The sequence below is a fragment of the Anaerobranca gottschalkii DSM 13577 genome (assembly GCF_900111575.1).
GTDB classification, from domain to species: Bacteria; Bacillota; Proteinivoracia; order Proteinivoracales; family Proteinivoracaceae; genus Anaerobranca; species Anaerobranca gottschalkii.
On sequence record NZ_FOIF01000063.1, the window covers coordinates 1 to 9,441 of the forward strand.

Annotated in this window: 6 protein-coding genes and 3 pseudogenes; 2 read left to right on the plus strand and 7 right to left on the minus strand. The window is 31.4% G+C overall.

Going from position 1 to position 9,441, the window contains the following annotated elements; all coding sequences use genetic code 11:
- The 3 genes and pseudogenes from BMX60_RS10490 to BMX60_RS10505 form a co-directional block, all read right to left on the minus strand.
- A pseudogene (locus tag BMX60_RS10490) lies at nt 1-353 on the minus strand (RNA-guided endonuclease InsQ/TnpB family protein); the annotation flags it as partial.
- Between the two features lie 19 nt (nt 354-372).
- Nucleotides 373-579: pseudogene (locus BMX60_RS10495) on the minus strand (recombinase family protein); the annotation flags it as partial.
- Between the two features lie 286 nt (nt 580-865).
- Nucleotides 866-1,540: a hydrolase gene (locus BMX60_RS10505; RefSeq protein ID WP_091351413.1), complete on the minus strand. Its 675-nt coding sequence runs from the start codon at nt 1,538-1,540 to the stop codon at nt 866-868.
- Between the two features lie 246 nt (nt 1,541-1,786).
- Between BMX60_RS10505 and BMX60_RS10510 the strand changes: the two genes are divergently transcribed.
- Together BMX60_RS10510 and BMX60_RS12205 are read left to right on the plus strand one after the other, a co-directional pair.
- Complete coding sequence (locus tag BMX60_RS10510) at nt 1,787-2,155, plus strand: DUF4183 domain-containing protein (protein WP_091351414.1); 369 nt, start codon at nt 1,787-1,789, stop codon at nt 2,153-2,155.
- 349 nt (nt 2,156-2,504) lie between these two features.
- On the plus strand, nt 2,505-3,851 hold the full coding sequence (locus tag BMX60_RS12205; RefSeq protein WP_091351415.1) for a DUF4183 domain-containing protein: 1,347 nt from the start codon (nt 2,505-2,507) through the stop codon (nt 3,849-3,851).
- Between the two features lie 620 nt (nt 3,852-4,471).
- On the opposite strand, the gene BMX60_RS10520 is transcribed toward BMX60_RS12205, so the two are convergent.
- The 4 genes and pseudogenes from BMX60_RS10520 to BMX60_RS10535 form a co-directional block, all read right to left on the minus strand.
- Entirely contained in the window at nt 4,472-6,241 is a 1,770-nt protein-coding gene (locus BMX60_RS10520) for an ATP-binding protein (protein ID WP_091351416.1), read from the minus strand.
- Entirely contained in the window at nt 6,238-7,362 is a 1,125-nt protein-coding gene (locus BMX60_RS10525) for a hypothetical protein (RefSeq protein WP_091351417.1), read from the minus strand. The genes BMX60_RS10520 and BMX60_RS10525 overlap by 4 nt, the downstream gene beginning before the upstream one ends.
- 90 nt (nt 7,363-7,452) lie before the next feature.
- Nucleotides 7,453-8,709, minus strand: a complete 1,257-nt coding sequence (locus tag BMX60_RS10530; protein WP_091351418.1) for a DNA methyltransferase — start codon at nt 8,707-8,709, stop codon at nt 7,453-7,455.
- 234 nt (nt 8,710-8,943) lie between these two features.
- A pseudogene (locus BMX60_RS10535) lies at nt 8,944-9,441 on the minus strand (IS3 family transposase); the annotation flags it as partial.

A 9,441-nucleotide genomic window follows, 5' to 3' on the forward strand; every position in this document is an offset into this window, starting at 1 on the left:
TTTTTAGGTAAGTAATTAGGTAGTTTAGGTCTGCCCGTATATTTTTCTTTGTGCTTATTCCAATCTTTAATAGCTTTGAAAAAGGACTTCCAATTTTTATCTAATAATTTCAATGTTTGTTGGGCTGATTGTGCTGTTGGCATATTTCTGTAATCATTATCCATTCCTTCTTGTTTTAATAGCTTATCCATTTGATTATAAGAGATATATTTGCCTTCTTTACAAAATTTTTGCCTTATTTGATAGTTTGCAAAGTTGTATAGGTTCTTAGATTTAAAACAATATTCGTCTAACATTTGGTAATATGAATTTTTAGGATATATTATATGTTTTTCTACACGGTTAACTTTCATTTTTTCTATTCACCTCCTTTTCTTTAGAAACCACTTCACTTATCACCACTATCTCGCAATGATATTTTTTAAACAAATGATGGAATAATTCAAAACCTACTCTCGATAACCTATCTTTATGTGTGATTACAACTCTTTCTACTTTACCTGAAATTACATCATCAAGCATTTTAAAAAAATCTTTTCTTTTTTCAAAGCTAATACCACTTGATACATCTGAAAATACTCTTTATAAGTTTTTCTTTCTACTTCTTTGTTAAATAATTTATATACACTGTCTTTGTCATTTAGATTTCATTATAATCATCTCTTTATGAGATAATTATAATCTATTTCAGAAGCATCTTTTTCGATTAAGTTAATTACATCATCTACTTTTAATTTGCTTTGATATTTAGAGAGTGGTTTATAACTAACTTTAAACAATATAAAAAATAATAGGACAAGTAAAATAGAAATAAATACTTTCTTTTTCTTTATATGCATATTAAGCCTACAATCTTTTAATCTAATTACTTTAGTTCATTCCTGTATATATCCATTCTTTCACTAAAAATTTCCCCAGTAGTTCTGGGAGTATATGTTATGGCATTGGCACCGGCCCGTATCGTCCGGATAATATCTTCATCGGTCGGGCCTCCGGTAGCAATGATGGGAAATTCAGGATATTGTCTTCTTATTTTCTCTACAATTTTTGGGGTATTCTTTGCTCCAGATACATTAAAAATTGTTGCACCGGCTTCTATTCTCCCTCTAAAATCGGTATTTTCCGAAACAACTGTAACTACAATAGGAATATCTATAGTAGTTGATAATTCTCTAATCACATCATTTGAAGTAGGGGCATTGACAACGACTCCAATAGCTCCTTGAAATTCTGCATCAAGGGCCACATTTACAACCCTTTTCCCTTGGGTTTGTCCCCCACCCACACCACAAAAAACAGGGATATCAGCAGCCATCATTATTGCATGGGTTATTGCAGGTTGTGGTGTAAAAGGATAGACAGCTATAATGGCATCGGCATTACAGTTCCTTATTATTGCAACATCGGTAGTAAATATTAATGACTTAATTCTTTTCCCAAAGATTAAAATCCCACTAGCTTCCCTAATTACATTTGGAACTTCTATGATATTATTTCTAAGTGTTCCTTTGATTTGAGGTACATATTTTTTATTGCTCACCCCAAAACACCTCCATTATATAAGTACTATTAATTCAATTATTCAAACTTATTTAACCTTTAAATGATTAAAATTATTATATCATGCCAGAGTTTTTATTGTCTAATTTAATTTTAACCTTTTTATATCTATAGAAAGATCTCTAATTTCCAATATTAGGACATCAACCTAACACCAACCACATCATTTTACATATTATACAGTGTAAAAGTAAAACACATCCTGTAAAAGAAGGGGGGGCGGGGTATGGTTACTTTATTTAAACTTGCTATTACTGCAGAAACAGAAACAACTGTTTTAACTAAACCTAATGTAGAAAGGTTCTTTTATACTTTAGATCCACAGCATATTGATCAGGGAACCTTAACTATTCCAGCTAATGCTTTTGTAGATGACCAAGGTAATCCAGTAGAGGATATTACTTTAGTTACAGAAAATAATGGTTATTATTTACTATTTATAAATGGTGTATTACAACAAGAAGGCCTATATACAGTTACAGCAGCCAATGTACAGGTTATAGAAGCAGGTGATATTCCAGAGAATGCACCAATTACTTTAATTGTTACTAACTTCGAACCAGATGCAGAATCTGAAACTACAATAATAACTTAATTAAGTAATACAGTTTATAGACAAATTCATTTTTATAGCTGTGGTGATTAAACTTTCTAACAAAGTCTGCGTCTAATTTGGGGCTTATTCTAAAAGGAAGAAGGAATTTTTCCCCTTCTTCCTTTTATCCAATCAGCTCTTAAATCTATCTCCTCGACTTAATCGTATCTTTGTTTAAGCCACAGCTAAATATTTAGAAAATTGTTAAATGAACAAACCGTAAAAGAAAAATATGCACTCGAGAATATAAGAAGTATGATGTATGATAATTTTTTTGGACAAGTGAGTTTCTTACATTAAGAATAAAATATAGAAGATTCATATAGATTTTTTACATGGAGTGATAGTGTTGTCTAGCTTTAACTTATCTAAAATTAAATGTTACTTAACAGATAAATATGGGAATATCTTAGACCCATACAGTCCTAATGCAATTAGTTACATCAATATAACACCTTTTAACATGGCTGACCCAAAACAGGTTCAGTTATCCTCAGGGAAAATTTTATTAATTAATAAATTTATAGTGATAGTAAAAGGCTATATTTCCCTTTTTAAGGACGGTAATCCCATATCAAAACCTATACCATTCAAGGCATTTAAAACTTATTATCTATACGCACCAAAGGGAACTAATGTAAATTTTAAGACACATTATTTTAAATGTAGTGTTAATGGATATCATTCAAATAATTCACTTGATTTAAGTATTAAAATCACGATTAATACTATTGCCCACTCAGAGGCTCAAGTCGACTTAATTATTCCAACTATAGACATAGGAAACATTAATGATTTCGAAATTATTAAAGAATGTATAACAGTGACAAAAATTTTCGATCATACCTTTTTTTCAAATGTAATTAATATTAAATACAAAAAAGAAATCATTAAAGGAGAAGTATACCAATATAATTCTCTATCTGATGGAATTAAAAAAACTTATACCAATGGAGATGAAATAACCATATATGGCAACAGGGGTATCCTTGATCCTCAAAAGGTTTCTTATTTTACATTATATATTAACGGAATTTTACAACCTAGTATAACTTATTCTATTGAAGAGGGATTACTTATATTAAAAACAAAAGATGTCCCCCCTAAAAATGCGCCTTTAACAATTAGCTTTGTTACTCTCAAAGATAAAAATGGTATGATTTTGCCGGCAGAAGTATACCACTTTAATACTATTTCTGATGGAATAAAAAAAGAGTTTACTAACGAAGATGAGTTAAAATTATATGGAGATAAAGGTATTATTGATCCGGAAAAAGTATCATTTATTAATCTATATATAAATGGAGTATTACAACCATCAGTTAATTACGTAGTAAAAAAAGGACTTTTAATTTTACTAACCTCAGATATACCTCAAAAAGGGGTCCCAATTACCTTGGAGTTTATTATAATTAAAAATTTTGATGGCCGAATCTTTAAAGCAAAGACTTATATATATAATGCCCTTGTACAAGGAAAAAAAATTTATACAAATGAAGATGAATTAAAAATATATGGAAATAAAGGCATTCTTGACCCAGAAAAAATTTCCTATTACAACCTTTTTATAAATTCTGTTATCCAACCATTTAACAATTATTCAGTACAAAAAGGGTTACTTACTTTAAATACCGGGGATCTACCTTTAAAAGGTTCTCCTATTTCACTACAATTTATTTCTATTTATTATTTATAATCTAAAAACTATAATTAAATAAAAATCTATACAATTATAATCTCAGATTCTAATACTAATCCCTGCTAAATTAGAAAAAATTTCTAAAAATTAAATGGCAGTGTCTTCTATAATAACATTTGTTGCAGAGACATCAATAAACAAAGCTAGACTGTATTTTCTATTAACTTATCTTGATAATCAAAGATTGCATATATAGAACCTCTATCTGAATGAAATATTAGTCCTTTATTTGTATTTAACCAAAAAAAAATTTAATTCATAGAAGGCGATTTAAAACTCAAGAAAAAGCTAATACCATAATTAATTATATATAAACCTGGTATAACTGTAAAAGAAGTCATAGTAGCTTAGATTATATGTCCCCTATAGAATATGAACAGTATCATATTAAAGGCAAGTAATTAGTAGCCTAAAACATAGTTTTTAAAGATACAATTATATACGCATTGACTATTAAAATTATTATATGGTAAGAATTACATATAAAATTTCTAGAAAAATTCAAAAGAAAATATTCTAAGAAAAGAAGAGCAAAGAACCTTTATTCGTCCAGTTAGGTCATAGCACTCCAAGATATTATAAATTATTATCATTTTTATTATATATTAAAGTTAATTTTATGTACTATGCATACGCTTAGTTTTTGCTGGTCTAATCTCAACAAATAGTGGATTATTAAATATCGCACCCGTAATAAGACACTGACCTGGACCAAGCGAAGAAATATTAGACCACAACGCTTCATGGACTCCACCTGTCGTCTGTTTTACAGGTGTTAAATTAGAAGCAGATTTTAACTGATGGATAAACCTTGTATTGCAGAGCTCAAATAATTCATCAGGAACATGGCCAGGTTGTTGTGATACTAGTGCTAATGACATCCACCGTTTTCTACCACGTCTACTAATAACCTGAAGATTATCAAGTACTGATCTCATTTTTGCAGCATTATTCCTTGAAACAAAAGTATGAACCTCTTCAATCACAACCAAAACCTTTGGCCGCACTTTACCGTTTGGCATGCTTTCATTAACTGACGTCTGAATAACTCTGTCAAACAAAGCCTGTAATGTGTAAGCTATTGCTATATTTCTACTACGGTCATCTGTTTCTGAAACGTCAAGAACCGATAATCGGCCGCCTACTAGTAAATCATTAACTGGAAGTTCAGGGATGGAATTAGTCCCATTCCAGTCAAGCATTTGTGACATACCTAAACGTATTAACTTAGAACGCAAGGTACCAACTGTTGACTCTATTGTTTTTGTTGGGACAAGACTCCCATCGCTTAACCCATCAATCAAAGTCTGTAATGTATATCCTCTTGTTTGGCTATTTGGTTGAGCTAATACACCGATTCTACTGCTACTACTCCTATGAATACTATTAGCCTTTTCCATAATTGATTCTAAAAGGCGAGCTTGAGGTTCTGAGAGCTCCATTAAATCTGAAAGGACAAATGGATCGAGTGCTGAAATCGGGACCTTAAATCTAATTGGATTTATAGCATCAGAATGACCAGATTGGGGAACATACACTTTAAAATCTTCAATACCTACTGGTCTAATTTCAAATTTGTCCTTAAGAATTGGGATTAACCTTTCATCATTCGTTGGTTCATTCATTCTAACATATTCGCCTTCAACATCAACAACTACAACAGCCCAACCGGCATTAATAGCTTCTTCAATAATCACTTGAGTAGTATTAGACTTACCAGAACCTACAGTTCCAAATACACCTATATTTCTGGGAAGAAAATTCTTACTATTTACATCAGCTAAAACTTTTACTTTATCATAACCCATAAGATGGCCTAAATAAAAATCTCCTGCTATATTAAGAAATTTCTGTAATCTATTGGCAGGGAAAATATAAATTTCTGAATATGGTCTTGGTCTTGTAGGGCATGGAACAAGACGTTCATTTTCAACTAGTTGCCCTAATATTTCAATTGTCCCGGTAACATAATAAGATGGGCGAAACTGAGTTCTATCAGGATGAAGAACTGTCGTTCTAGTAATTGCAGAGTCTATGCCTACTTCATGTGGAGTATGGAAAGGACCTTCTACTACTCTTCCTAAAAAGTCCAAATTCTGTTCTTTGTCAGATATACCTACATAAACATCTCGTCTGAAATGTTTTCTATGTTCAGCAGCTACCATGGCCTCAGACGAAGAGTTATCTACTGATGCCCCATCAAAATTGATAAAGCCAAGTTTAATTAAAGATGCTCGCAGTGCATTAATTGTATCTTGGTCTTCAAGTATGGGCTGTTTATAAATATCAGGGCTTGTTTGCTCTTCTGATAAAACAGAGCTATTATATTCAAAAATCTCATTGTCTTCAATCATCAATTCTTGTTGATTATTGTTCTTTTCGTTCATCCTCTTAACCTCCTGGGGTCAATATCAAATAAACCAGCTTCTATGCCACATTCATATAAGCACGTTTCAACAAGATTTCTAAAATCAGAACCTTTAAACAATGTTCTTGCAACCTGATCCGCCAAATCAATATGAAATGGAAATCCTCTAATTGAAAAGTCCGAACCATCTACTGCCAGCCCTCTTACCCATAATGCGTCTATAAGAAACATAGAAACAGCTTCTTCTATCTTGTCAACATGACATTCTATTAAAAAAGGTTTAATTCCTGCTTTTACTAAAACAACAGCAACTTTTGGTCCCGCAGAGGCAATGAATTCCCTAAAACGTTTTTTATCAGAATCAATAAAATTAGCAGCTGCCTGACCAGTATCACTATCTCCATACAAAAAAGTATTTAAACTATCTTGTAAAGAACGTATAACTATATACTCTCCAGGTTGAAGTAGTATGGCTGCATTAAGTATATCAATGTCATCCGATGCTTCTGATACAGCAATAAAATTTTTGCTTTCTATGTATTTATACATCAGTTCAAAGGTAAGAGGCAAATTCTTAGCTGGCTTTCCTGCACCTGTTCTTAGTTCATGTGGGATTAATTCACCATGGATAAATCGCCAATCAGCATAATGATCAAATAAAAGTTTTCTCTCTCCGAAAAGCATAATAGCACGGGATAAAAGGTTTGAAATTGATCTCGCATTTCTTAGATTGCTAAAGTATTCTCTTGCAGTCTTAGCATTAGATATAAGTTCTGTTTCAAATACTCGGGTTACTAAATCAACAACATCTCCGCGACTCGAGACTATCACAACCCCCACTTGAATTTTTGATCCAGCCAATAACGGAACAGGAGATACCGTACCATCTGATGCCGCTATTATTCCAGATTTAAACGCATTTTGAGCTAATTGAAGAGAGCTTTCTGACGGTCTACTAATTTTATTCACTAAATCTGGATTATCAGCAAGTAATTCTTTTCGATATTTAACCCTTAGGGCATGACTCGCATTAAGCGAAGCATCAATACGCTCTTTTAGCTTATTTAGATGTAACTCCAAAGGTTGCCACGGAGCCGAATTAAGAACATCAGCAATTGATGTATTCAATGTATCAGGCAAAATACATCCCTCCAATAATTATTATTGTTTTAGAATTAAAATAATTATTTATAACCATCATATTCGAACACTGTTATGAATACTGTTATACTATCTACCAATTACGATGAATTCTTCACTGTACACTTTTCTTTGATTATCGTTTGATGAAAATCTACCAAATTTATCTCGATATGGAGTAAGAATTTTCCTTGTAATTTTTCTCTTAGCTACATATATTTTAGAAAATCCACTATTTTGCATTGATTTAACTAAATGCTTTACATTATCGATATATACACCTTTATATTCTGTATTGCCGATAACCATAACAAGCATGCCATTTATTGTTAGTGCTGATTTACATACATTTGTAATTCTTTGCATATCAAAATAATACTTCGCAACGGCACGAGCCTTGGATTTATCAACATTTCTTAGATCACGAACGATTTCTTGTCCTACACAATTTAGTAATGTATAGCAATCATTAGTAAATATATTATGATTAGACCCGATTGAGTTTTTTCGCAAATCCCTATAGTCATCTGCATAATCTAACCATAAAGTAGTTAGTTGATGCAAATCAGCATATTCATAGGATGTAACATAGGGGGGACTAGTTATGATAAGATCGACAAACTCTTTTCGTCGTAATGTCAATGCATTTTTTAGTTTGATTTCTATATTTGCGTTAGAATTACATGGCTCATCAGCTATTGCCTTTTCCATAATTATACATTGTTTTATAAAAGCTTGCCTTACATTTGCAGGTTTTTTATTAGGATCAATTTGTGGTTTTATAGACTTAGTTAACCATTTAGAGGTTGGCTTTAATATGTTTGAAAAAGCACATAAAAAATAATGTCGATATTTACTTCGTGCTGGAACTACATCATAAATACATTGCTTTAACAAACTCAGTTCAAATATTTCTTTTGGATAAAACCAATAGGTAATTCTGTCATTTATGTGGGAAGGCATAATATGAGTATTATATCTTGCATCATATAAATCCATAATATTGGAAAAATATTTTTTTACGTAACTAATGCTATATGTATTGCTTTTCGCTTTAGCTATTAAAACAGCAGTAGGATTTATGTCACATCCCCAAAAATCAAACCCTAATCGTTTTGATTCAAAGGCAACCGTTCCACAACCACAAAAAAAATCACCAATACAGTTAATTTTAATATTTTCTGAAATAGCATATTGTATAGCCTTTTGTGTAATAAAGGCAGGAAATTTTGCAGGATAAGCGTGTATGCGATGATTTTTGTGTTCAACTTCGTTCCCGACATTCCAGAAAGGGTCTATATTTATTTTTTCGAAATCAGTTGTCAATGTATCACAAACTTGAACCATTGTCAGTCCCCTTTTAAGAAAAATTTTTTAAAATAATTAATTTTTAAATTTGTTTAATATTTAGGTATATTTTACCATAATCTATCCAGTTTATCAATGATTTTTTGTTGTGAATTAAAATATGATAATGTCATTATATAATTTTTTTTAATAAAAAGTCATTATGAAGCAAGAGGTGTAGACTGTATTAGATTTGCTGGGCACGTTATTCGTGTCCAGTTAGGTTATAGCACTCCAGGTTTCTATATAATTAATTATGGCTATTTTAGCTTCTTCTCGGGTTTTAAATCGCCTTCTATGAATTAAATCTTTCTTTAATGTTGCAAAGAATGATTCCATACAGGCATTATCATAACAATCCCCCTTAGCACTCATGCTTTGTATTATTCCATTTTCTCTTAACTTATCTTGATAATCAAAGGCTGCATATTGAGACCCTCTATCTGAATGAAATATTAGTCCTTTATTTGGCCTTTCTCGCTTAATTGCTTGGTCTAAGGCATCAAGTGTTAATTTTTTAGTCATTCTACTATCTAAAGCCCATCCAACTATTTTTTTATTATAAAGATCTTTAATAGCTGCTAAATAAAGCCATCCTTCACCGGTGGGAATATAGGTTATATCTCCAACCCATTTTTCATTTTTAGCTTGAGTGCTGAAATCTTTATTTAAGAGATTAGGGGCTACGGGATAATTATGGTTTGAGTTAGTGGTAGCTTTGAATTTAGTTTT